At 69.1% G+C, this 21,734-nt stretch carries 21 protein-coding genes and 1 pseudogene; 11 read left to right on the top strand and 11 right to left on the bottom strand.

The annotated features are described in order from the left end of the window. Window positions 1-178 precede the first annotated feature (178 nt). The 7 genes from B0675_RS24945 to B0675_RS24915 all read left to right on the top strand — a co-directional run bounded on the left by B0675_RS24945 (window position 179) and on the right by B0675_RS24915 (window position 6,392). Complete coding sequence (locus B0675_RS24945; RefSeq protein ID WP_081221269.1) at window positions 179-406, top strand: MbtH family protein; 228 nt, start codon at window positions 179-181, stop codon at window positions 404-406. Beyond that, window positions 403-1,875 (top strand): MFS transporter, encoded by a 1,473-nt coding sequence (locus B0675_RS24940; RefSeq protein ID WP_081221268.1) that lies wholly within the window; start codon window positions 403-405, stop codon window positions 1,873-1,875. The genes B0675_RS24945 and B0675_RS24940 overlap by 4 nt, the downstream gene beginning before the upstream one ends. Further along, window positions 1,832-2,851: a guanitoxin biosynthesis L-enduracididine beta-hydroxylase GntD gene (gene gntD, locus B0675_RS24935; RefSeq protein ID WP_081221267.1), complete on the top strand. Its 1,020-nt coding sequence runs from the start codon at window positions 1,832-1,834 to the stop codon at window positions 2,849-2,851. Before B0675_RS24940 ends, gntD begins: the two co-directional genes overlap by 44 nt. 54 nt (window positions 2,852-2,905) lie before the next feature. After that, window positions 2,906-3,664: an SDR family oxidoreductase gene (locus B0675_RS24930; RefSeq protein WP_081221266.1), complete on the top strand. Its 759-nt coding sequence runs from the start codon at window positions 2,906-2,908 to the stop codon at window positions 3,662-3,664. A 113-nt stretch (window positions 3,665-3,777) separates the two neighbouring features. Then, entirely contained in the window at window positions 3,778-4,305 is a 528-nt protein-coding gene (locus B0675_RS24925) for a flavin reductase family protein (protein ID WP_081221265.1), read from the top strand. Beyond that, a complete protein-coding gene (locus B0675_RS24920) occupies window positions 4,306-5,118 on the top strand; it encodes a thioesterase domain-containing protein (protein WP_081221264.1) in 813 nt (270 codons plus the stop codon). Between the two features lie 482 nt (window positions 5,119-5,600). Continuing rightward, on the top strand, window positions 5,601-6,392 hold the full coding sequence (locus tag B0675_RS24915) for a class I SAM-dependent methyltransferase (RefSeq protein WP_081221263.1): 792 nt from the start codon (window positions 5,601-5,603) through the stop codon (window positions 6,390-6,392). Window positions 6,393-6,968: 576 nt separating this feature from the next. Here B0675_RS24915 and B0675_RS24910 read toward each other — a convergent pair. The 6 genes from B0675_RS24910 to B0675_RS24885 all read right to left on the bottom strand — a co-directional run bounded on the left by B0675_RS24910 (window position 6,969) and on the right by B0675_RS24885 (window position 12,634). Then, window positions 6,969-7,958 (bottom strand): aldo/keto reductase, encoded by a 990-nt coding sequence (locus B0675_RS24910; protein ID WP_081221260.1) that lies wholly within the window; start codon window positions 7,956-7,958, stop codon window positions 6,969-6,971. Between the two features lie 64 nt (window positions 7,959-8,022). Continuing rightward, a protein-coding gene (locus B0675_RS24905) for an IS5 family transposase (RefSeq protein ID WP_241539979.1) occupies window positions 8,023-8,846 on the bottom strand; the annotation gives its coding sequence in 2 pieces (ribosomal slippage) (window positions 8,023-8,483 and window positions 8,483-8,846; 825 coding nt in all). A gap of 504 nt (window positions 8,847-9,350) precedes the next feature. After that, window positions 9,351-9,761: an STAS domain-containing protein gene (locus B0675_RS24900; RefSeq protein ID WP_179165361.1), complete on the bottom strand. Its 411-nt coding sequence runs from the start codon at window positions 9,759-9,761 to the stop codon at window positions 9,351-9,353. Between the two features lie 130 nt (window positions 9,762-9,891). Next, window positions 9,892-10,296, bottom strand: coding sequence for an ATP-binding protein (locus tag B0675_RS24895; RefSeq protein ID WP_081221256.1), 405 nt, complete (start codon window positions 10,294-10,296; stop codon window positions 9,892-9,894). A 373-nt stretch (window positions 10,297-10,669) separates the two neighbouring features. After that, complete coding sequence (locus B0675_RS24890; RefSeq protein ID WP_081221254.1) at window positions 10,670-11,881, bottom strand: PP2C family protein-serine/threonine phosphatase; 1,212 nt, start codon at window positions 11,879-11,881, stop codon at window positions 10,670-10,672. Window positions 11,882-12,457: 576 nt separating this feature from the next. After that, window positions 12,458-12,634 carry a CsbD family protein gene (locus tag B0675_RS24885; RefSeq protein ID WP_081221251.1) on the bottom strand — a complete coding sequence of 59 codons (177 nt, stop codon included), beginning with the start codon at window positions 12,632-12,634 and terminating at the stop codon, window positions 12,458-12,460. 178 nt (window positions 12,635-12,812) lie between these two features. Here B0675_RS24885 and B0675_RS24880 point away from each other — a divergent pair, with 178 nt between their 5' ends. Next, window positions 12,813-12,983 carry a hydrophobic protein gene (locus B0675_RS24880; protein ID WP_067385923.1) on the top strand — a complete coding sequence of 57 codons (171 nt, stop codon included), beginning with the start codon at window positions 12,813-12,815 and terminating at the stop codon, window positions 12,981-12,983. 1,014 nt (window positions 12,984-13,997) lie between these two features. Further along, the gene (locus B0675_RS24875; protein WP_081221248.1) at window positions 13,998-14,837 is read left to right on the top strand and encodes an RNA polymerase sigma factor SigF; all 840 of its coding nucleotides are present in this window, start codon (window positions 13,998-14,000) and stop codon (window positions 14,835-14,837) included. A 113-nt stretch (window positions 14,838-14,950) separates the two neighbouring features. Here B0675_RS24875 and B0675_RS41455 read toward each other — a convergent pair whose 3' ends face one another. Further along, entirely contained in the window at window positions 14,951-15,091 is a 141-nt protein-coding gene (locus B0675_RS41455; RefSeq protein WP_179165203.1) for a hypothetical protein, read from the bottom strand. Window positions 15,092-15,148: 57 nt separating this feature from the next. Between B0675_RS41455 and B0675_RS41450 the strand changes: the two are divergent. After that, window positions 15,149-15,226, top strand: a pseudogene (locus tag B0675_RS41450) (WhiB family transcriptional regulator); the annotation flags it as partial. Window positions 15,227-15,363: 137 nt separating this feature from the next. On the opposite strand, the gene B0675_RS24865 reads toward B0675_RS41450, so the two are convergent. Next, on the bottom strand, window positions 15,364-17,106 hold the full coding sequence (locus tag B0675_RS24865; RefSeq protein WP_081221245.1) for an endo-1,4-beta-xylanase: 1,743 nt from the start codon (window positions 17,104-17,106) through the stop codon (window positions 15,364-15,366). 334 nt (window positions 17,107-17,440) lie between these two features. Here B0675_RS24865 and B0675_RS24860 point away from each other — a divergent pair, with 334 nt between their 5' ends. Beyond that, complete coding sequence (locus B0675_RS24860; protein ID WP_081221243.1) at window positions 17,441-17,800, top strand: hypothetical protein; 360 nt, start codon at window positions 17,441-17,443, stop codon at window positions 17,798-17,800. A gap of 167 nt (window positions 17,801-17,967) precedes the next feature. On the opposite strand, the gene B0675_RS24855 is transcribed toward B0675_RS24860, so the two are convergent. Genes B0675_RS24855 through B0675_RS24845 form a run of 3 tightly spaced genes read right to left on the bottom strand, consistent with a single transcriptional unit; the run spans window position 17,968 to window position 21,510 of the window. Continuing rightward, the gene (locus B0675_RS24855; protein ID WP_107482835.1) at window positions 17,968-19,485 is read right to left on the bottom strand and encodes an NAD(P)/FAD-dependent oxidoreductase; all 1,518 of its coding nucleotides are present in this window, start codon (window positions 19,483-19,485) and stop codon (window positions 17,968-17,970) included. 53 nt (window positions 19,486-19,538) lie between these two features. After that, window positions 19,539-20,273 (bottom strand): methyltransferase domain-containing protein, encoded by a 735-nt coding sequence (locus B0675_RS24850; protein ID WP_081221236.1) that lies wholly within the window; start codon window positions 20,271-20,273, stop codon window positions 19,539-19,541. Window positions 20,274-20,316: 43 nt separating this feature from the next. Beyond that, window positions 20,317-21,510: a lycopene cyclase family protein gene (locus tag B0675_RS24845; RefSeq protein WP_107482724.1), complete on the bottom strand. Its 1,194-nt coding sequence runs from the start codon at window positions 21,508-21,510 to the stop codon at window positions 20,317-20,319. Window positions 21,511-21,734 lie beyond the last annotated feature (224 nt).

Raw genomic sequence — 21,734 nt, 5'->3', positions numbered from 1 at the left:
CCTCCCGAGCAGGACCTCATCCTCGTACGCCCAGTCCGTCTCAGGCATGCCTTCGCGACCCCGTGCGCCCGAGCGACCCTCTGCCACCACCTCACCTGCCCAGCCCACTTACCCACCCCACCGGAACGGGCGAACGCCGTTCCGGCAGACACCGACGACAGCCAAGGAGACACCCAGCATGAACAGCCCCTTCGACAACCAGGACGGCACCTTCCTCGTCCTCGTCAACGACGAGAACCAGCACTCCCTGTGGCCCGCGTTCGCGGAGGTTCCGGCCGGCTGGACGGTCGCCCACGCCGAGGGCACGCGCCAGGACTGCCTCGACTACATCGGTGAGCACTGGACCGACCTGCGTCCCCGGAGCCTGGTCGAGGCCATGGCAGCCGACGCCGCCACCGCGAGGTGAGCGCCCCGCTCACGGTTCTGGCCACGGCCTTCCTCGCCCGGACAAGTCAGCTCGGCCTCTTCTCGGCGGAGACGCTCATCCTCCTCGACCGGGACGTCGCCACCGACCGCATCGGGCTGGTGATGACGGCCGCCGCGGCGGGCGGAGCCCTGGCACAACTCGCCGTGAGCCGCTGGGGCCACAGTTGCCGCGCGACCCGGATCACTCTGCTGGGCACGCTCCTCCAGAGTGTCGGCTGTCTGGCGTTCGCCCTCCTCACGCCGTGGTGGAGCCTGGCCGCGGCCGACTTCCTGGTCATGGCGGGCGGCGCGCTGACCGGCACCGGCCTGCGCGCCGCCCTCGCCAGCGACCGGTCCGACGTGTCCACCCCCTCTGCGGGACGCTCCGAAGCGCGTTCCGCGGAGGGGGAGGCGGAGCGGACGAGTCGCCTGGAACGCGCCTACGGTCGCCTGACGGCGGCCCAGATGCTGGGTGCGCTGACCGGACCGCTCGGCGCGGGCGCCGCGCTGCTGCACGGCAGCGGCGGCGCGGCCTGGTACGCCACGGCTGTGGGCGTCGCGGCCATGGCGGTGGCGGGATCGGCGGTGCGACGGGAGAGGGCTTCAGCGCCCACCCGCGCGGAGTCCACCCGCACGGCTTCGCCGCCTCACGTCCGATCCGGGCTCGGCCGGGCACGGTTGTCCGCCCGGCCGAGCCCGCGGCCGCTCGTGCGGACCGGGCCCAGCTCAGCACCGGTCTCTCCGGGTGCGCTGTTCGCGCTGGTGTGGCCGGCCCTGGTGCTGCTGTTCGGGATCACCGCCCTGTACGGGGGCTACTCCGTCGTCTGGGCCGTCTACCTGCGCGGACTCGGCGCGGCGGACTCCGTCGTGGCCTGGTCGATGGCGTGCCTGGCGCTCCCGGCGCTCCTGCTGTCGCCCCGGGCGGGCTCCCTGCTGCGCCGGGTTCCCCGTACGACGCTGATCCGCTGCGCCGCGCTTCTCCTCAGTGCGTCGGCGTGCCTCTACCCGCTGGTCGACGTGACCGGCGCGGCCGTCGCCCTGTCGCTCGCGGAGGGTTTCCTGCTCGCCGTCGCGCTGCCGCTGATCTCCGCGAAGGTGGCGCGCGACGCGGGGCCGGACCATACGGCCCGGGCTTTCGGCGCCCTCGGTGCGGCGGACGCGCTCGGCAGCGGCCTGGGGACGGCGGCAGCCGGTGTGCTGCTCGCCCAGGGCGGTGCCGGCCTCGCCTTCCGGTTCAGCGGCGTGCTCTGCCTGGTGTGCGCCGCGCTCTCCCTGGTCCCGATGCCGGCCGCGCCCACCGGCTCCCCATCACCCTCCCCTTCACTCCCCACCTCGCCCTCGGCCTCCTCCCCGCCTCCGGTTTCCACCGTCCCCCCATCGATCTCGCCTCTCCCCAACTCCCCTTCAGAAAGTGGCAGGTCCAGTCATGTACCACGGCATACCCCTCGAATACGGGCTCTCCGTCGCTGAGACGGAACAGATCCAGGAAGCTCTGGCCCGCTTCCGCGAGGGGGCACTGTCCCCCGCACACCCCGCCTTCTACGACGAGCACTGGGACGCCGCACTCCACCTCCCGGCCGGACTGCGCACCTTCCTGGAGCAGTTCCGCCGCACCGAGCCGGCCGCGGTCCTGGTCATCCACGGGTTCCCGGTCGACGACGAGGCCGTCGGTCCCACACCGGCCCACTGGGAGGACGTACCCGTCCAGGGAGCCGTCCTCGACCAGGAGCTCTTCCTCGCCATGGTCGGCACCGCCCTCGGCGACCCGTTCACCTTCTCGACGCTCCAGTTGGGCCGCGTGACGCAGAACCTGCTGCCGATCCGCGGTGACGAGCTGCGCCAGAGCGGGCACGGCAGCGAGTGCCTGCTGGAGTTCCACACCGAGGACGGTTTCCACCCCGGCCGCTGCGACTACCTCCTGCTGTTCGGCATGCGCAACCACGAACGGGTGCCGACCATCGTCTCCTCGGTACGCGACGTCAAGATCAGCGACGAGACCGCGGACCTGCTCCGCTCACCCCGCTTCCTGATCCGCCCCGACGACGAACACGTACGCCAGCTCCAGGCGCGCCACCCCGACCACCCGGCCCTCGCACGCATGCTGCGGATGCAGAGCGACCCCGAGCCCGTGGCGGTGCTCTCGGGCGAGCACGACCGGCCGTATCTGCGGATCGACTACCCGTTCATGACGTGCGCCGGTGAGGACTCCACCGCCCAGGAGGCACTGGACGAGCTCATGGAGGAGCTGGAGCGGGTGCAGCTCGACGTCGTCGTGGAGCAGGGCAGCCTCGCGGTCGTGGACAACTACGTCGCCGTGCACGGCCGCAGGGCGTTCCGCGCGACACACGACGGTACGGACCGCTGGCTGAAGCGCATGATCGTCAGCCGTGACCTGCGCAAGACGACCCCGCACGCCTCTCCCGGGAACGCGCGCATCCTCTTCTGAAGCACGCCCGGTACGCCTCCCCCGTCATCCCCCTCAGGAAAGGGACATCCACAGATGCGCACCATTGTCGTCACCGGTGGCTCCAGCGGTATCGGCCGGGCCACCGTCGAACGCTTCGCTCACGCGGGCGACCGCGTCGTCAACCTCGACATCGTTGAACCGGACGGCGATCAGGGCGAGTTGGTCACGTGGGTCCGCTGCGACGTGGCGGACTGGCAGGCGGTGAACGACACCCTCACCCAGATCCACCGGGATCACGGATCCCTGGACGTGGTCATCGCCAACGCAGGCATCAGCGTCCGTCACGGTGTCCTCGACATCAGCGAGAAGGACGCCCGGCGGATCGTCGACGTCAACCTGCTGGGCACGCTCGGCCTGTGGCGCTCAGCAGCCCGCCTCATGGCGGACCAGGACACCGGGGTGCTCCTCGCGACCGCGTCGGTCAACGGCCGGCGCGGATACCCCAACTACGCCGACTACAACGCGACCAAGGCGGGCGTGATCGCCCTCACGCAGACGTTCGCCCTGGAACTCAGCCCCCGCGTACGGGTGGCCTGCGTGAGTCCGGGCGCCGTGCTCACGCCGATGCAGCTCGCCGAGTACACGGGCGAGATGCTGGCCGACGTCAACGCCCGTATCCCGGCCGGGAGGCACGCCGACCCCTCCGAGATCGCGTCGGCCTTCTTCTACCTCGCCTCACCGGACGCCGCGTTCCTGACGGGCCAGGAACTGGTCATCGACGGCGGCGAGACGGCCGGCGCGACGACCGCCGAATGGGGCAGCGCTGAACGGCACACAGCCGAGCGGGCCTGACCGTCGACGCACCATCGGTCGCCGCCCGGCTCCGGAGCCGGGCGGCGACCACCCCCGCACGCCCGTCCCTCCACCCGCCGCACCGACTCTCACCAGGAGAAGAAGAGGAAACCATGACCGCGATCACCGACGGCCCCCTGGCGGGGCCCTCACCCGGCGGCACCGACACGGTCGCGCCCGGCACGTTCCGCGAGGCGATGACCCGATTCGCCGCCAGTGTCACGGTGGTGACGGCCTACGACGCCAAGTCGCCCGTCGGCTGCACCGCGACCGCCGTGTTCTCCCTGACCGACCGCCCGCCCACCATGGTTGTCTCCCTGGCCTCGACGAGCGGCACACTCCGGCACATCACCGCGTCGGGCCTCTTCGCCGTGAACGTCCTGCCGTGGCGGCTGCGGGCCCTGGCCGACCGGTTCGCGCGGCTTCCCTCCGGGCACCGGTTCGAAGGAGTCGAGCACACAGCCCGGTTCGGGGCACCGCTGATCACCGGCGCAGCGGCCGGCCTGGTGTGCCGTGTCACCCGGCTCGTACCACTGGCGGACCACACCCTGGTCCTGGGTGAGGTGCTGCACGCGCAGACCGAGGACCATGAGGACCCGTTGGTGCACTACGCCCGGCGCCAGACCCGCCCGGAGGCCTGAGTGCACCCGACGTCCCCACACCCCACTCCCCCGGACGACACGACCACACCTGCTTCGGGCGCCGGTCGCTGGCTGCGCCGCTACGGCCCGCCACCGGCCACGGGCGAGGCCGAGGCCACCCTCGTCTGCCTGCCCCACGCGGGTGGCGCACCGACGTTCTTCCGCGGCTGGCCGGCGCTTCTCACCCCTGCCCTCGACGGGGTTGCGATCTGCTACCCGGGACGGCAGGACCGCTTCGACGAACCGTGCATCACCGATATGACGGTGATGGCCGGTGAGGTCGCCGCCGCACTGGCCCCCCTGGCCGAGCAAGGGCCACTTGCTCTGTTCGGGCACAGCATGGGTGCCGCCGTGGCGTACGAGGCGGCGCGGCTGCTGCATACCCGGCACGGGGTCCGGCCGGCGCACCTGTTCGTCTCGGGCCTGCTGCCCCCGCACCGCATACGTCCCGGCACTCGACACCTCAAGAGCGACGCCGCCCTCGCGGCCGACCTCCTCGAACAGGGCGGTACCGACGTCCAGGTGCTGGCCGACGAGGAGCTGAGGGCCTTGGTGATGCCCGCGGTCCGGGCGGACTACCAGCTGATCGAGACCTACCGCCACTCCCCGGCGGGCGGACGACTGGATGTCCCGATCACCGCGTACTACGGGCAGGACGATTCCCGAACTCCCGCGGCCACCATGCCGGACTGGCAACTCCACACCCACGCCTCGACGGAGACCCTCTCCTTCCCGGGTGGCCACTTCTACCTCCAGGAACAACGAGGAGCGCTGACATCGGACATACGGGATCGGCTGATGGCGTCGCTGTGACGCACGCGGCTGCCCCCCGCGTGCCGCACCTCGCGCCGTGATGGACCCAGGACACGGTTCACATCGAGGCGTGGTGACCCACGAGAGCACTTCGAGGCCCGGCGAGAGCCGAACAGGTGCCACCCGACACACGGAAAGCGCCGGCCTGGACCCCTTCCTCCTCCATGATCGGGTTTCTGCGCCCCGAAAGCACCATCCGGCTACTGGAGTTCAGCCCCGGACGGGTCACATTCTGCGCGCGGCGGGCGGCCCGACCCGGTCCGCCACCGCGCCCCGGTCCACCTTGCCGTTGCTGTTGAGCGGCAGCCCGGGGACGAGGAGCACTCGGGCCGGGACCTTGCAGACACGACGACCAACCGGGCATCGGCATCGATCTCGATGCCCGCCCATTTCGCTGGGCCCGCACCCTGCAATCGTGTTGGCTGGTGGCACCGAACCATCAGTACCGCCGGTGTCCACTCGGCTGTAGCAGGGAGTTGAAGGTGCAGGACGATGTTGTCGACCCGGTCGCCCACAATCGGGCAGCCTGGGACAGGTATGTCCAAGAGGGTAACGAGTGGTCGAGGCCCGTGAGTTCTGAGGATGTCGAGCGCGCCGGCACGGGCGACTGGTCGATTGTCCTCATCGGGCATGAGCCAGTCGACCGCTCCTGGCTGCCGGCGGACCTGACCGGCAAGGACGTGTTGTGCTTGGCCTCCGGCGGTGGCCAGCAGGGTCCGATCCTCGCCGCCGCAGGTGCGCGAGTCACCGTATTCGACAACTCACCGGGCCAACTCGGCCAGGACCAGATGGTGGCGGCGCGCGACGGACTCGACCTGCGCACCGTCCTCGGCGATATGCGCGATCTCAGTGCCTTCGGCGACGCGACGTTCGATGTCGTGTTCCATCCGGTCTCCAACCTGTTCGTACCGGACTTGGCAGCGGTGTGGAGTGAGTGCTTCCGAGCGCTGCGGCCGGGAGGAACGCTGCTCGCGGGCTTCCTCAACCCTGATGTGTACTTGTTCGACCACGAGGCGCTGGACGAGCGCGGCGAGCTGATCGTCGTGCACAAGCTGCCCTACAGCGATGTCACGCAGTACTCCGCCGAGGAACGCGCCACGAAGTTCGGCGCGGATGCCGCTCTTGAATACAGCCACACCCTCACCGACCAGATCGGCGGGCAGCTCGCCGCGGGGTTCGTCGTCACCGGCTTCACGGAAGCGCCGCACCAATCCAATGCATCCGCTTCATACATGTCGCACTACTTCGCAACGCGGGCGATCAAGCCGGGCTGACCCCGCCGCGGGAGTGGATGAGTCAGTCGACGAGGCGCGACTCCCGGACCACGCCGAAGACCAGGCCGGCGAGCCTCGGGCCGGGCAACCCGCCGGCCTGCGTCTCAATGGACTACGTCCGGCGTCGGGCCTCGAAGTTGAACGAGCAGCGGCATGCGGAACTCGATGGGCTCGGCATGCGCTCAGTCAGAGCGCATCGTTGTGGCGTCAGCCTGTGGCGGCCCGTGCAGCTCCAGCTTTGGTCGGGGCGAGGCAGCAGGCGAACTGGTCGACGATGGCCGTGCAGTCCCTCGGATCGCTGTGTGCCTCTTTCACTGCGACGTTTCGGTCTGTGCCCAGCTCAGAATTCGAACGGCAGGGTTTGGGCATGAGGCCGCCGGCCAGCGGCCGATGGCTGGCCCCGTGTACTGACGCTTCGCTGCCTCGGTGAGATCGTCCATCACCGGGCACCGGGCGACAGCGAGATCAAGGATCCTGGCGTCGCGGCCGCGCCCCACCAAGACGGCCAAGGCCGGCTCGCGGTGAAGGAGGCGGCGTAGGCGGCTGGACCCCGCAGGCCCTCTCCTTCAGGAGCGGCTAGCGGTTGACCGAGCGCATTCCGGCCTCGTCGTAGCGCTCCCCCGCCGCCTCGGGCAGCTCGGCATCAATACGGGCCAGGTCGTCCTTGGTCAGCTTGATGTCGACCGCGGCGGCGTTCTGCTCCAGGTAGGTGCGCCGCTTGGTACCCGGGATCGGCACGAAGTGCTCGCCCTGGGCCAGGACCCAGGCGATGGCAAGCTGGGCCGGGGGCACGTTCTTCTCGGCGGCGATCTCCTTCACTTTGGCGGCCAGGCGCATGTTCGCCTCGATGTTGGCCTCCTGGAAGCGCGGGTTCTGGCGGCGCCAGTCGTTCGCGTCGAGCTCGTCCGGCGAGGCGAAGCGGCCGGCGAGGAAGCCGCGGCCGAGGGGCGAGTACGGCACGAATCCGATGCCCAGCTCACGGCAGGCGGGCAACACCTCGGCCTCCACATCCCGCGACCACAGCGAATACTCGCTCTGCACCGCGGTGATCGGGTGAACAGCGCTGGCGCGCCGGATGGTCTCCGCGCCGGCCTCGCTCAGACCGATGCCCAAAATCTTGCCCTCGGCGACCAGCTCGGCCAGCGCCCCTACGGTCTCCTCGATGGGTACGTTCGGGTCCACGCGGTGCTGGTAGTACAGGTCGATGTAGTCCGTTCCCAGGCGCTCCAGGGATCCGTGGACAGAGCTGCGTACATGCTCTGCCGACCCGTCCTGAGGACCGACGGAGTTCATGTCGCCGGGCACGGCGTCGTCCATCCGGTAGTTGAACTTGGTCGCGATCACGTACTCGTCGCGATGGCCCCGGATGGCCTCGCCCACGAGCGACTCGTTGGTCAGCGGCCCGTACATCTGCGCGGTGTCGAGGAAGTTCACCCCGATCTCGACGGCTCGCCGGATGGTCGCGATCCCCTCGTCGTCGTCCGTGGATCCGTAGAAAGCGGACATGCCCATGCAGCCCAAACCGATAGCCGATACATGAAGGTCCCGCAGGCTGCGCTTCTGCATGCCGTCTCCCAGTCTTCTCTGCACTCGTCCGTCGTACGTTGGGCGGCGAAGCCCTTTAGAGGTCCTAACAAAGGTGTTGGACGTGCCGGTGGGTGATCAGGCAGGTGGCGAGGCCGAGGAAAGCCTCGTGGATGTCGTCGCGTCGTTCCCAGCGGATCCGCAGTCGTCGGAAACCGTGCAGCCAGGCGATCGTGCGCTCTACTACCCAGCGGAAAATGCCCAGGCCGGAGCCGTGTTCGACGCCTCGTTCGGCGATGACCGGGCGGATGCCGCGGTCCCAGAGCAGGCGGCGGTACTTGTCGTGGTCGTAGGCGCGGTCGGCGAGCAGGGCATCGGGTCTGCGTCTGGGTCGGCCGACGACGCCTGCCACGGCCGGAATCTTGTCCAGCAGAGGCAGCAACTGCGTGACGTCGTTGCGGTTTCCGCCGGTCAGCGATACCGCGAGCGGGATGCCCTGGGCGTCGGTGACGACGTGGTGCTTGCTGCCCGGCCGTGCGCGGTCGACCGGGCTGGGTCCGCTTTTGGGCCTCGCCGAGCGGCCCGGACGTGGGAAGAGTCGATCACCGCCCGCGACCAGTCCAGCCTGTTCGCAGCCCGCAGCCGCTTCAGCAGCACCAGGTGCAGCGCGTCCCACACACCGGCCTCGTTCCACGCGGCCAGGCGCCGCCAGCAGGTCATGCCCGAGCCGAAGCCCAGTTCCTGCGGCAGGTACTCCCACTGGATGCCCGTATGCAGCACGAACAGGATCCCGCACAAGGCCTGCCGGTCCGGCACCCGCGGTCTGCCCTCCACCAATTTCGGAGCGGCCTCGGGCAACAACGGCTCGATGAGCGACCACAGTTCATCCGAAACGATCCACGGCCGCGACTGACGCTTCCCCACGACCAGACCAACGAACGCTGAAGCCGAAAGTCACATGATCAACAGCTTCTGTTAGGACCTCTTATCCGTCTAGCGACGATTTCCACGACCGTGTATCTCTGAGGGAATCTAGCCACCCTTCGTGGGCCGTGATGTCTGCAACGCTACGACCTGGAGCACACTCCAACGCAAGCGGGCGCCCCGGGCTCACCACCTCTCGGCCCCCTGCCCCTCGCGACGGCACACAGCACGGTGAGCCACACGATCTGCACGCCAGTAAGCCATCCGAGTGAGAGCCCGCAGGCCACCTCCGAGTCGGACCAAGGCCCCTACAGCCCTGCCCGCGATCGAGAAAAGGGGCGGCAAAAGCCCTCGCAGGAGAAGGGTGGCGGGGGGGGGTGCTCAGGCTGCCGCATCGTCTTGACGGCGCTCCTCGCCGATCGCCTCCGGACCGGTGGCGGCCGGGCGCCTGCCCGGATGGACGGGTGGAGCCTGCGGTCGGCGAGGGGGCGGGATCATGCTGGGAATCGGTCAGTGTGGGGTGAGCTGTTCCAGGGCCGCGTCGGTGTCGGGCGCGAAGCGGAAGAAGCCCTCCACGCCTGCCAGGCTGAACAGCCGTTGTATCCGCGGGCTCAACGGGCCTGCGACTACCAGCTCGAACGCCAGCTTCTGCGCGCGGATGAGAGCGTTCAAGGTGGCGGAGTCCCCGAACGTGAGCTGCGACAGGTCCACGATCACAGCAACCGGACGCGCGCGGGCGGCGTCACCAAGGGCGGCATCGAGCAGGGGCGCGGTGTCGATGTCGACGTCGCCTCCCACCCGGATCACCCGCACCAGGCCGAGGGTGGCAAGGTCGAGATCATCCGCCCGCACCTCGAGATGCTGGTCCCTCCACACGCCGCGAGCAATGAACTTATGGTGTGCGCCGTCCTTGGCGGTCATCAGCGTCCTTCTCCTTGACATGCCTGCCGGGCAGTGCGGGCCTGAGCCCGGACTTTGTGTACTGCGCGGTGACATCCAGAACTGTTACTGCGCGGCGGCCTGCCCGTGTAGCGGGTCGCGGTCGCGTGGCCTACAGGTCGAGGTAAGCGATCACGGTCTTGCCGGTGCCGTCGGGCAGCGGGCGCACGTCCAGGCGCCGTGATGCCCCGCTCACCAGCGCCCAGCCGAACCCTCCCGGCCGGGACACGTCACTGGTCGGCGCATGCGGCAGTTCGAGGTTGTTGTCCGTGACCTGCAGTAGCAGTTCTCCGTGCGTGACGTGCGCGCTGAATGCCCGCACCCCGCCACCGTGCCGGATCGCGTTCGTGACCAGTTCGCTGGCCACCAGCAACGCGTCGCCCGCTGCCACGCTCTGTTCCCTGCCGGTCCCGTAATGATCAGCGAGGACCCGGGCGACCAGACGGCGTGCCTCACCTGCCGTCAGCGGACCGGTAACGCTCTTGTCCGCCTCGGGAGAGTCAGGAGAAGTGCTCACGGGCTGCTCCGGGATTGTCACCGGAACAGCCAGCCCGGCCCGGTATCAGCCATTCGGTTGCCCCATTCTCCTCGTCCGACGCCTCCGCCCGACAACTTCGTTCCCCACCGGCCGGAGTCCGCAGACCGGAAAGGTTCTCGCACTCCGCCCCGCCCCATGACCCGATGCGCGCGACGAACGGCAGCATGCGGAAGACCCAACGGCCGTACAGCCGCCGGAAGTCGAGCCCGCTTCACTGCACTGGGGTCGTCTCGTGGCGGGCCCTGCAAACCAGTGGGCCAGAGGGCGCTCGACGGTCGGCTCGCCACACCACGTCCCGGGACGTCGAAGTGAGGTGCCCCGCAGTCGGCTGCCACGAGGGGGCGCATCGCAGTCACTCCGGTTTCGAAGCATTGGTGAGGTTTGCTCCGGTGGCGGCGTTGCGCTGGGAGTGACGGGTGCCGTGCCAGTCCAGGCACATGACGGTCGCATCGTCGTGCAGGTGGCCGTTGTTGGCAGCGACCACCGCCGCGATGAGGGTGCGGGCGGCCTCGCGGGGGTGCAGGTCGCGGGTCCGCACGATCAGTTCGGACAGCTCGACGCTGTTGGCCTTGCGCTCCAGCATGCCGTCGGTGAGCATGACGAGCCGGTCCCCGGGCCGCAGGTCCAGCGACTGGACTCGGTAGTCGTGGGGCGTAGGGAAACCAAAGGGTGTGTCGACCTTCGGCGCGATCTCCTGCACCTGGCCATTGCGCATACGCAGTGGCCAGGGGTGCCCGGCGTTGATGAACTCGGTCGTGCCGTCGAGCAGGCTGATCCGCAGCAGCTGCCCGGTGACGTAGCCCCTGCGGCCGTACTCGTGAATGGCCTGGTCGGCCTGGTGGGCCTGCTCGGCAAGGTCTGCGCCGGCCCGGCGGGCCCGACGCAGGGCACCCACCAGCAGGGTGGCCAGCAGCGCGGCGTCGACGTCGTGTCCCATGGCGTCGGTGACCGAGAGCTGGACGGTGTCCCGGTCGATCACGTAGTCGAACGTGTCACCGCCCACGTGGTCGGCCGGCTCCAGCGATCCCGCCACGGCGAACTGTGCCGCCTCGCAGGCCAGCGACGCCGGGAGCAGCCGGTGCTGGATCTCGGCGGCCAGGCTCAACGGGGTGGTGCGGCGGCCCCACTGATACACGTCGGTGTAGGAACGGTTGGCGATGACGATGTACGCCAGCGCGTGTGCGGTCTCGCCGATCTCCCGCATCTCCGCAGCGTCGGGTGCCTTCGGCAGAAACAGCTCGAGCAGGCCGATGGCGTCCCCGCGGTTGGTGACAGGGGCGATGATCCGCACCAGCGCGTCCTCGCCCCTGTCCTCCACGCTCGGTCGCTGGGTGCGGATCACGTCGTCGTAGAGGGTGCCCCGCACCTCGATGCGCCGGGCGGGTGTACCGGTGTCGACGCTGCCTGCCGCTCCCAGCCTCACCACGGAGCTGCCGGTGAAATCAATGATCAGGAAGGACACCGCTTCGGCTCCGAGATGCTCCTTGAGCATCCGGGCGACCACGTCGAGCGCCTCCACGGGCGCTGCCGCCTCGGCCGCCTCCAGGGTCCCGGTCAGGGTCATCGGTGTGCCCCGACGGTTCCCGTCCTCGGGATGGCCAGGGGCCTGCCCACCGTCCTGCCTTCGTGCGATCACTTCGGCTCCTAAGTGCTCGATGGCGCTCCGGACCCAGTCCGGAGCAGGTCTGCGCTCTTGGGGAAGACCGAATGCCGGCGGCCTGAGGGACCAATCACCCGCGTCCCAGTTCGTCCAGAACGCCAGGCAACTCGAACAGAGAGTTACCACGCAGGCCACCAGTGCATTCAGCTTCCACAGCGGCACACGAGGCGCATCGTGAAAGCCTCGTCCACGTCCGACAGAGCGCGGTTGTGCCACCTCGCACTCTGGGTTCCTGCACCCGTTGGATCGTCCTGCCCACCACCTTCGTCACCGGGCACACCTCTGCCGGCTACGGGGCGGGGCCTCTCCCCCGCATCTCTGTCACCGAGTGGGTCAGAGACCAAAGGATCAGCATCCGGGGTGCTGGTGCGCGCAGGGATACCACTCACCCCGGTCCGGGCTGCCTGAGCTTGCGTTCCTGCCCGAGCAGCACGGATCCCGGCAACCAGCGGGCTGCCGGGATCAGGAGTACGAAGAGGACTACTTGGGCTTGACGGCGTCCTTCGTCTTCTCCTTGGCCGCGCGGAGGTCACCCTGGGACTCCTTGGCCTTGCCCTTGGCCTTCAGGGACTCGTTGCCGACTGCACCGCCGACGACCTTCTTGACCTTGCCCTCGACCTGCTCGGCCTTGGCCTGAGCCTTCTCGTCCGCAGCCACAACCACTCACACCCTGTCTCGCTCGAAAAAGGTTCTTCTCCGAGTTGCCAGAGATTCACCTCCTAAACCAGTGGATCACAAAGGCGTGGCCCGGATCGGGGACAACCGCGAAAAGGGATCGATCCGCAGGAGTGGAGATTGCCGACCCGGGCAGATGAGGGGGCGGAGGTTGATCATCATGGTTCCTATTCTTCTTGTTCTTCTGCTCGCCCTGATCCTCTTCGGTGCCGGTTTCGCACTGAAGGCACTGTGGTGGATCGCCGTCATCGTGCTGATCGTGTGGGTGCTCGGCTTCGTGATCCGCCCGACGGCCAGCGGCGGCAAGCGCGGCCGTTGGTACCGCTGGTAGACGGTTCTGAACAGCAGTTTCACGCGGGTGGGGCCCGACGCGACGGCGTCGGGCCCCACCCGTTTCCCGTTCCCGCCCCTGAAGGTTGCCCTTCTTGCCGCGCGGAGCAGAAGGGGGTGATTCCCCCGATGCGGGGTATGCGCCACGTGGTGGCCGGAGGCGGGGTGACGCCAGGAACCATGGCCCTCCAGCATGCCGCCTCCGGCCACTACGCTCGGTAGTTCCATGTTTGATTTAAGACTCCCGGACAATAGCCGCCTTTTTGAGCAAGCGTCAGTGAATTCGACGACGGTTTCCACGGCGCCATTCGACTGCGGCACCCCCCGCATTTCGAGCTGCCAACCGACGCACACAGGGGCCGGACGGAGACACTCCGTCCGGCCCTTGCGCATGTGACGGTCGCTGCGTTCTGCTGCCGGCCGACCGCGCCCCGAGGGCCGTTGTCGTGAGCGGGCGGCGATCACGACCCGATGGAGGAACGGTGAGGTGTTCGCTCACGACCATCTCGCCGGCGTGGCGGCCGATGCCGGTCACGCGGTCCGCGAGGTCCCCGTGACCGGGCCGCGGATGGGACCGCCCATCTCGGAAAGGGGGCCGGGGAACTGGGCCGGGCTTCCCCCGAGTGCCTCATGCAGGGACGCGAGAGCGTCCGCCGCGGTGGCGGGGAGTCCCGGCAGTCCGTGACGATTCCGGCGAGCTGGCGCAGCGAGGCGGCGTGGTCATTCGCCACGAGGTGACGGAGCGGTCCACGGTGCGCTGTCCTCGGGCTGCACGCGCTGTTGCACCCGACAGCGTGACGTCAGCAGCACCGCCGGACAGAAGAGCGCGCAGTCCCAGGCAATTCGGAGAGCTGCATCCCATGGGCTCGTGGAAGCCCGCGAACCAGTCACCCACGGTGCGCTCGGACCATCCGAAAATCCGCTGACATGCATGGCCCGGTTCCGGGTACACCGTCTGTCGCCGACGTGCATGGGGCCAGCGGCCGAACGCTTGATTACACAGGAGGGGACCAGCATGACAGTGACGAGGACGGCAGAGGCGCAGTCCGGTGTGCTGCCCGAGATCGCGGACCCGTCGCAGATCGCACCGAAGGACGCCCGTGAGCTGTCACGGCTGTTCTTCGACAAGCTCGCCGTACTCGAAGAGGGCACGCCCGAGTACCAGTACGCGCGCAACACCCTCATCGAAATGAACATCACCCTCGTCCAGTACGCGGCCTCGCGATTCCGCAGCCGCAGCAGCGACGAGATGGAAGACATCGTCCAGGTCGGCACGATCGGCCTCATCAAGGCCATCGACCGCTTCGAGCTCACCCGCGAAGTCGAGTTCACCTCCTTCGCCGTCCCCTACATCGTCGGTGAGATCAAGCGCTTCTTCCGCGACACGAGCTGGGCCGTCCACGTCCCGCGGCGCCTGCAGGAAGCTCGCGTCCAGCTGGCCAAGGCCACCGAGGAACTGCGCAGCCGTCTCGGCCGCACCCCCACGGTCAAGGAGCTCTCCCAACTGATGTCGCTGAGCGAGGAGGAGGTCATCGAGGCGCGCCTTGCCTCCAACGGCTACAACTCCTCGTCCCTGGACGCGACGATCAACTCCACCAGCGACGGGGAATCCGCGCTCGCCAACTTCATCGGCGCGGACGACCACGCCCTCGAACTTGTCGAGGACTTCAACGCGCTCGCCCCCATGATCGCCCAACTCGACGACCGCGAGCGCCGCATCATCCACATGCGGTTCGTCGACGAGCTCACCCAGGCCCAGATCGGCGAACACCTCGGCGTCTCCCAGATGCACGTCTCCCGACTCCTCAACCGAACTCTGGCCAAGCTCCGCGAAGGCATGCTCGCCACCAACTGAGCCCACCCGCGGCGTCCCCTCGGCGGTGTTTTCCCGCTCCTCCACCAGGAGCGGGAAAACACCGCCGGTTCATGTGTTCGGCGCCGAACTCTGCACCGCCGTGCGCCACTGGTTCAGTGCCAGTAGCTGGGCGTGCTCCCGCCGGGTTGCTGCCACGCCCACACGACCAGGGCAATTACGGCGGCGATGGTGACCACGGCCACGAGGATGCAGCCGAGGCCGCCGAGCCTGTTCCGTTGAGTAGGGTCGTCCACACGTCCCCCCAGGGAGTCGAGGCAGCTCTTTCGTCCGAGCGTCGTTGGCATCGGGGTTGCGGGGCCGCCGCCCTCGACAACCGCATCGAGTGGGGCGTCCGGGGCGGCATGACCGAGCGTGAGCGGCGGGCCCTGCCCGAAGTAGTCTCGCCGGCCCGATGGGGCCGGCGTCCTGGTCGTCCGGCATGTTCTGTCAGGACTCGCGGCGGAACAAGACGCTTTGTGACTGGCACCACCATCGACGCCAAGTCGAGGGAGCGCGCCTTGGTTCCTCACGCTTCGTCAAAGGCGTCGAGCAGGCGCTCGTACGCCGGCTTCAGCCGCAGGGCCGCGTCCCACGGCAGGGAATCGGCCGTGCGCGGAGGATAGATGTCGGTGTCGGCGGTGGAACCGTACCGGTCGGTGAATCCCCATGTGGTGAACGATGTGCAGTTCGGCTCCTCCAGGCAGACCCGCAGCTTGCCCGCCATCTCCTCAGCCTGGGTCTGCCGCCCGTCCTCCTCGTCCTCACTGATGGGGACGTCCATCTCCGACACCCGCGCCTGCACCCCGAGCTCCGCCAGATCCCGCACATGGCTGCGGAAGGTCTCAGGGTCGATGCGGTCGCCGGGCGCGTACTCATGGTTCTGGAAGCCCACGCCGTCGATCGGTACGCCGCGTTCCCTGAGCCGCTCGACCAGAGCGTAGAGGGCGTCCCATCGCTCGCCTTCCTCCTCGACCCCGTACTCGTTGAGGAAGAGCCGTGCCTTCGGATCGGCCCGGTGGGCGGCCCTGAACGCCTCGTCGATGTACTCCTCGCCCATGGCCTCGAACCACGGGCTCTGCTCGGAGCGCAGACCGAGATCCCCGTCGGTGTAGCTCTTCTCGTCGTCGGACATGGGCTCGTTGACCACATCCCATTCCGCGACTTTGCCCTTGAAGTGCCCGGCGACCCTGGCGATGTGCCCGAGCATGGTCCGGCGCACCTCCGCGGGGTCGTCCGTCTGCCGCATCCAGTTGGGCAGAGCCTCGTGCCAGACGAGGGTGTGCGCGTGCACCTTCATGTCGTTGGCGCGGGCGAAGCGTACGAGGAGGTCCGCGTCGCGGAAGTCGTAGACGCCGCGGCGTGGGTGGAGGAACTGCGGCTTGAACGCGTTCTCCGGGGTGAGCATGGAGAACTGGCTCCCCGCGAGTGCCCGGTAGCGTGAGTCGGTGAGCAGCGGGTTCTCGGCCAGGGCGGCGCCGACGTCAAAGGGCCGCCCGACGTCTGCGGCCCGCGCGCGCAGTGAGTCGCCGGACTGCTTCTGGCGTAGCTGCGGTGCTTTGATCACGCGGAGCGCGTCACCGCTCTCTGCCCGCGCGGTCAGCTGCGTGAGACGCCATCCCTCGTGGCGCTTGTCCTCGCCCGCGTCGGCCTCCAGGCCGAACCAGACAGTGCCCTCGGCGAACACCCCCGGGTCCCGCGCGGTTCCCAGCCGCCGCCCGTCGGCCGTTACATGGAACGTGTCACCGATGCTCGACACGGTGAGCGTCACCGTCCCGGAGCAGTCGCAGTCGAAATCCTGGGAGGTGGCGGGGTCATCGTCCTCGCCGTCCCATATCTGGATCGTCACTTGTCCGTCGGCGGTCACGCCGACGCGGAGGGAGGGCCGCTCCTGCCGCCACTCGTCGTAGATGACCGGTGCCCGTCCGTACAGCCGTAGCCATGAGCCGCCGGCATCGTCCCCCACATCGGACATACGCGCGGTGACGGTGAAGTCGCCATCGGACTCGAGATGCGGGCCGGCCAGGTTCAGCGGGGGGTTGGGCTGGCCGCCGGAGGAGTCCTGCTCCACGATGCGCCGATCCAATGCGCTGACCCGCAGGATGTCGTTCCGCGCGGTGATGCCCGGCATCTGTGTCCAGTCGTCGTTCCGCAGCAGGTCCACGTCGTTTCCGCCGCCCGAGACTTCCCCCTGCCCCGTACACCCGGCCGCCACCGCCATGACGAGCACCACGGCGGTCAGCCGCTGCCACGTCCCCCCACCAAGGTCCACGAACCCTCCCACTCTCTCGTTCGATACGAGGTCAACGTCTCGAAGCCGGGCCACAGTTCATCACGCATGACGTACCGCTACCCGTGAGCGCCATTCCCAGGAGCCGGGCCAACGCGGAGACGGGGCCGGCCTGTGGGCAGAGGCGCGGTTCTGTCGGAAGGACGTCAGTGGGGGGACCGTGTGAGCGGAACTGCTTTCAGGTTCACGGGTCGACAGGTTCCACCGGTCTGGTGCCTGCTCTCCGGAGCGCAACACGCTCTCGCCTGGCAGCGTCCGTTTCTCCCTTGCACAGGATGGCGCAGGGGGAACGTACGCAGGAAATAGAATCTTCGCCATGTCCAAGCCTGACGAGCTGCTCGAAGACGTCGCCACCCTGGTGGAGTCCGGGCAAAGCAACCAGATGTCCCTGACCGTGGTCACCGGTGGCACGGTCATCACCGGCCGGCTGGCGCCTGAGGGAGTATGGCGGCAGCGGGTGTCCGATGTACTGAACGACTCCGACCGTCTGACAGAGTTCTCCGCTGTGTTCGACACTCCGTCCCGCATCGCGGCGAAGCCCACGCATCTGCACTTCCATGTCGCCCGGATCCTGCAGGGCACGGTGGGTATCCCCGAGACGGGCGGTATGTACCGGGTGGCGATCGCCGACGTCAGTGCCTGGACCGTCGGCGATTTCAGATATTCCGACCACTGAGCGGCCGGCGCGGCAGAAACCCACTTTGCCGCGTGCTGTCGCCTCGCCTGGCTGACAGGGGCGGTCCGTACCTTCCGTGCTCAAGGTGAGGGCCATGTGGCCACGACTTCCGCCGTTGACCGGCCACCCCTTGGGTGGCCGTCTGCTGAGTGCGGAGATCGCCCCGGTCACCCGCGAGGGCTGAACGCGTCGCCCATCGCGACCAGGGCCCTCAGTGCCGCGCTTCGCCCCTGGCGGGGAACCGTCCATAGGGTCTGGCCACGAACGTTCCAGCCCTCCAGGAGTGCGTTGGCCGCCATGAATCCGCTCGTTGCCGCGCGTTCCATGAGGGCCACGGGGAGGTCGGTCCGGACGAGGTCTCCGGCGATCATCAGCCCGGGCTGGGGGGTGCGAATCGTGGGGCGGTCGGCGTAGCCGCCGACCGGGAACATGGGGCAGTCGCTGCGCCATTCGTGGCGCTCATCGACGACGGAAGCGGCTCGGGTTTCTGGATAGGCGGTGTGCAGTTGGGTGAGCAGCCGCTTCTGCTCGATGTCGTGCGAGCTGCTCTCGGGCAGGGCGTAGGCGTGCAGTTCCACGACGGAACCGCCGGTTCGCTCGGCCCAGCGAGTGGCCTCGCCCTCCCAACGGTTGAGGACGCTGATGTTGTCCAGGGTCTCGTAGCCGCTGGTGCCCAGGAAGCCGGGGCGGTGCTCGGAGACGGGTCGGTCGAGCCAGAGCCGTGATACGAGAAAGGGGGGTGCTGTGCGCAGGCGGCCGACGCGTTGGCGCCATGGAGAGTCGGCGAGGTCGGGCGACCGGCTGACAACGGCCTGAAGGCCGGCGGTGTCGAGGGCCAGCACGACGGCGTCGTGTCGCTGCTGGGCGCCGCCGGTGTCGACGATGAAGCCCGCGTCGCTGGTGGGGGTGACCGCCGTGACGGCGGTGGACAGCCGGATGTCGGCGCCGTGCTGCTGCAGGTAGGCGCCGAGAGGGTCCCAAAGGGCCTGCGGGAAGGGTTCATGAGGCACGTCGAAGAGGAGGCCTTCGGCGGAGCCCAGGAAGTAGATGTGGAACATCAGCACCATCTCCGCGGCGGAGAGGTGCCGCGGGTCGGCGAAGAAACTGCGGGAGAAGACCTCGAAGGCGAGGTGGTGGGCGGCTTCCGGGAAGCGGACGGATTGCAGGAAGTCGTACGCGCTGACAGCGTCGAGCTGTTCGTAGACGTCGGGGACACGGACATCGAGGAGAGGCAGAGCAGCCAGGGGATTCATGCGGACCATGTCGCGCACGGTGAAGGTCGGGCTCTGGGCTACGAAGCCGAGGGCGCTCCAGGGTGGCGTACGCGGCACCCTGCGGAAGCTGTCACGCATGCCTCCGCTGTGCTGCAGCGGATAGTCGGGAAGGCCGGTCAGTCGTCGCAGCCCGGGGTCGGTACGCCGCAGAAGTCCGCGCAGGTTGTAGTACTGGCGGAAGAAGGCATGGAACCCTCGGCTCATCGTGGCCGTGGTGCCGTCGTTCATGCTGATGGGCCAGCCGGCCACGCGCCCGCCGAGGGATGTTCCGCGTTCGTAGAGAGTGACGCGTACCCCTCGTTCGGCCAGTGCGGTTGCTGCCGCCAGCCCCGCCATGCCACCTCCCACGACAGCGGTTGTGGGAGGTCGAGCACTGTTGACGCGCGGAGCGCCGGGACGAGGCGCCAGCATGTGCGCCCGGCGGTCCCTGCCGCGCCGGGCGGCCTCGTGCGAGCGCGGCGCGTTCATCGGGACCCGGTCCTGGTGTCGGGGGTCGCCCGCTGGGCGATGACGGTGTGGGTGATGCCGGTCTGCCAGCCCGGCAGGGGCAGGACCCGGACCCGGTCGAAACCGGCCGCGCGTACGCGTGCCGCGAACGCATCCGCTGTGTCGAACTCGACGACGCTGCGCCACAGATGGCGGTACAACTGGCCGTCCCCCAGCGCGGTGGCGACGGGCAGGACCAGGCCGCGGCACACCGCCGTCCAGACCGCGCGGTCCACGGTGCGGCCGCTGAGGGTGTACTCGTGCACCGCGAGCCGGCCGTGGGGGGCCAGCAGGTCGTGCACGGCGGTGAGGACGCTGTCGGGCTGGGCGACGTTGCGGAACAGGTAGGCGGCGAAGATCGCGTCGTACGCTCCCCCGATGCCCGCCTGCGTGAGGCGTTCCGCCGGCGCGTGCACGAAGGTGACGTTGCGGGGCCAGGGTTTGTCGGTGGCGCGTTGCAGCATGCCGGCCGACGCGTCGACCGCGGTGATCCGGGCGTGGGGCAGGACGGCTGTGAGCGCGGCGGTGGAAGCTCCGGTTCCGCAGCCGAGGTCCAGCACACGCAGGCCGCGGCCGCCGTCGGCCAGGCCGAGGCGGCGCGCCGAGCGGCGCAGGTGGGTGTGGTAGCCGGGGTTGGCGGCCACCAGCGTGTCGTAGCTGCGGGCGGCGTGGTCGAACGCGGCGGCCAGGTCCGCGTCGCGCAGCAGGGTCATACGGTCTCCTAGGTCGGGCTTGCACGGACACGTCCGCGAGGGGTCACGCGCCGGGGTGGGGGCGGCGGGGCAGGTAGGGCAGTTCCACGGCGGAGCGCAGCATGGGCAGCACGGGGGTGTGGATTCCGACGGTCAGGTCTTCTCGGAGCCGGGTGTGTCCGTCGAGGAAGCGCAGCAGCCGTTCGGTGGGCACGCGGGTGAACAGGCGGGTGAAGAAGTCGGCGCCGTTGACCCGTCCGCTGTCCAGGGCTCGGAGCATGACGGCGTCCATGGCACGGGAGCGGGCGGAGTGTGCTGGGGGCGGGAGCGGATGGCGCCCGGACAGCAGGGCGTTGGCGATGGCCTGCGTCTGTCGCTGGATGGCGGCGAAGGTGTAGCCGGTCGAGGGGCGTGTCGCGCCGGCCGCGGCGCCGATCCGGAAGACCGAGGGCGCGGTCCGCCGGGCGAAGGACGCGTCGGTCATGGGGATGACCCCGGTCTCGGTCGAGACCGCCTGGAGGCCGGGCAGCCCGAGGACGTTACGGATGTAGTGGCCCAGCGCTGCCTCGTAGCCCTGCCGGGACAGGAGTTGCGGGGAGAACTCGGTGTACTCGATGAGGGCGTGCCGGGGGCTGGTGGGAAGCACGTAGCCGAAGGAGAGTCCTCGGGCCGGCTGGGGGGTGCGGAAGTCCATGAGGGTGACCGCGCCGGGGTCGAAGACGGGCTGGTCGGATTCGACGAACCAGCCGTGGAAGTGCTGCAGCAGCGTGGTCCGGCTTGCGGGAAGGCTGCCGAGCGGGCGGGAGTCGAAGACCCAGCGGGCACGGGCCGTCAGCGGTTCGCCGTCCGCCGTGCGGCAGTAGAGGTGCGCTCCGCCGGTGGTGCCTTCTACGGTCTCGACGGTCGCCTCGACGCGTTGGACGTTGTCGCTCCGTTCGAGGCTGTGCGCGGTCAGCGCCTCGAAGTCGTCCGAGCGGATCATCTTGTAGCGCAGTGGGGCGATGTGACTGCTGATGATGCGGCCGCTGCGGGTGTGGACGCGGAGGTTCTGCCATGAGGCGGTCACGGCGTCGTCGTACCAACTGCGGCAGCGCTCCCAGAAGCACCAGGTGCGGGCGGGGGGCCGCAGGGGGCCCGGTGGGGCGTCGACGAGCAGGACCGACAGGCGGCGACTTCCCGGTGCCGGGTCGGACAGCAGATAGGCCAGAGACAGTCCTGCCGCGCCCGCACCCACGATGGCGACATCCGCCCTGAGCACGACCTTCTCCCCTCTTTGCTCTTTTCGGTCCCCGTTCATGTCGTCGAAAGCATTCCCCCTGGCGGACGGATGCGGATGCAGGACGCGCAGGCAAGGTGCCCATGACCACGCGATGTGGCATTCGCGCCCGCCGGGCCGCCAGGGCGACCGACCTCCGTGCAGGGGGCTCATGGGCCAATTTCCCCCGGACGGCGCATCCGTGGTGCTTCCCGGCGCGGAAAGCG

The organism is Streptomyces sp. M41(2017) (assembly GCF_002078175.1).
In the GTDB taxonomy this organism is placed as follows: Bacteria; Actinomycetota; Actinomycetes; order Streptomycetales; family Streptomycetaceae; genus Streptomyces.
This window is presented reverse-complemented; position numbering and strand designations above follow the sequence as displayed.

Bases quoted from the DNA above. Each gene is read 5' to 3' on its own strand.
- B0675_RS24945 (WP_081221269.1), top strand. From the start codon at position 179: ATGAACAGCCCCTTCGACAACCAGGACGGCACCTTCCTCGTCCTCGTC.
- gntD (WP_081221267.1), top strand. From the start codon at position 1,832: ATGTACCACGGCATACCCCTCGAATACGGGCTCTCCGTCGCTGAGACG.
- B0675_RS24930 (WP_081221266.1), top strand. From the start codon at position 2,906: ATGCGCACCATTGTCGTCACCGGTGGCTCCAGCGGTATCGGCCGGGCC.
- B0675_RS24925 (WP_081221265.1), top strand. From the start codon at position 3,778: ATGACCGCGATCACCGACGGCCCCCTGGCGGGGCCCTCACCCGGCGGC.
- B0675_RS24910 (WP_081221260.1), bottom strand. From the start codon at position 7,958: ATGCAGAAGCGCAGCCTGCGGGACCTTCATGTATCGGCTATCGGTTTG.
- B0675_RS24900 (WP_179165361.1), bottom strand. From the start codon at position 9,761: ATGACCGCCAAGGACGGCGCACACCATAAGTTCATTGCTCGCGGCGTG.
- B0675_RS24890 (WP_081221254.1), bottom strand. From the start codon at position 11,881: ATGACCCTGACCGGGACCCTGGAGGCGGCCGAGGCGGCAGCGCCCGTG.
- B0675_RS24880 (WP_067385923.1), top strand. From the start codon at position 12,813: ATGGTTCCTATTCTTCTTGTTCTTCTGCTCGCCCTGATCCTCTTCGGT.
- B0675_RS24875 (WP_081221248.1), top strand. From the start codon at position 13,998: ATGACAGTGACGAGGACGGCAGAGGCGCAGTCCGGTGTGCTGCCCGAG.
- B0675_RS24860 (WP_081221243.1), top strand. From the start codon at position 17,441: ATGTCCAAGCCTGACGAGCTGCTCGAAGACGTCGCCACCCTGGTGGAG.
- B0675_RS24855 (WP_107482835.1), bottom strand. From the start codon at position 19,485: ATGCTGGCGCCTCGTCCCGGCGCTCCGCGCGTCAACAGTGCTCGACCT.
- B0675_RS24850 (WP_081221236.1), bottom strand. From the start codon at position 20,273: ATGACCCTGCTGCGCGACGCGGACCTGGCCGCCGCGTTCGACCACGCC.